General features: G+C 53.0%; 2 protein-coding genes. Both read left to right on the top strand.

Annotation, left to right across the window (positions count from 1 at the left end; all coding sequences use genetic code 11):
• A partial coding sequence (locus AC1RO3_RS08165; RefSeq protein ID WP_481763956.1) for a hypothetical protein occupies positions 1 to 258 on the top strand: 258 nt, incomplete at its 5' end.
• Complete coding sequence (locus tag AC1RO3_RS08160; protein WP_481763955.1) at positions 239 to 577, top strand: hypothetical protein; 339 nt, start codon at positions 239 to 241, stop codon at positions 575 to 577. The genes AC1RO3_RS08165 and AC1RO3_RS08160, both read left to right, overlap by 20 nt.
• The last annotated feature ends 93 nt before the right edge of the window (positions 578 to 670 follow it).

Here is a 670-nt window from a genome sequence, read left to right as displayed (position 1 = left end):
AAGTCGCAATCGAAAATCTCTCTTGCAGAACTCGATCTTCTGTTCGAAGCTGACTATGGTGACGACATCCGGGCCGTGTGGCCGGTGCGTGGGGTGACCCGTACCGATCTCGATCCGCTGATTACCGAGTACGCGACGAAGAACTTCAAGGAGACGCTGGCCGAGGCCGTTTCGTGGCATCTGGTTGGGCTGAAGCTTCCTAAGGAAGTGGTCAATCTCGTGGAGAAAACGCTAAGCTATGTCAAATCGAATCATTGACAAGTTGCAGGTACGAGTCACCAGCTTTTATTGCTCGACAAGACAAAGCCATGCGGGTTATAATAAGCCCTTTGTGAACTTGGGCCTGTACGGGCGGGTGTCGCGTGTAGGCGTCAGCACCAAGTTTCAATTCCAGATTGGTAATAAGAAGACCCGTCTGGATTTCACGGATGCCACCATCTTTGGCGGATCAGACCCGCGTGAAACGGCGCTTGCCGTTAAGCAGCTTCTGGCCGACTGGGTGCGCGTGTCCCAAGAAATACCAGAGGCATACCGTCAGCGTTTTGTTGACGTGGTGCTGAACCACCACAAACAGTAAGGAGCAGATCATGAAGTACGCAGAAGACTACAGCTGGCGAATCCATGGAGGGCGCGACGTAATTATGTCGTCGCTAGTCGGCCACACCATTGT

Source organism: Dellaglioa sp. CoH-57-MRSF-19, assembly GCF_056781975.1.
Note: the sequence above shows the minus strand (reverse complement) of the source record. Positions and strands in the feature narration are given on the sequence as shown.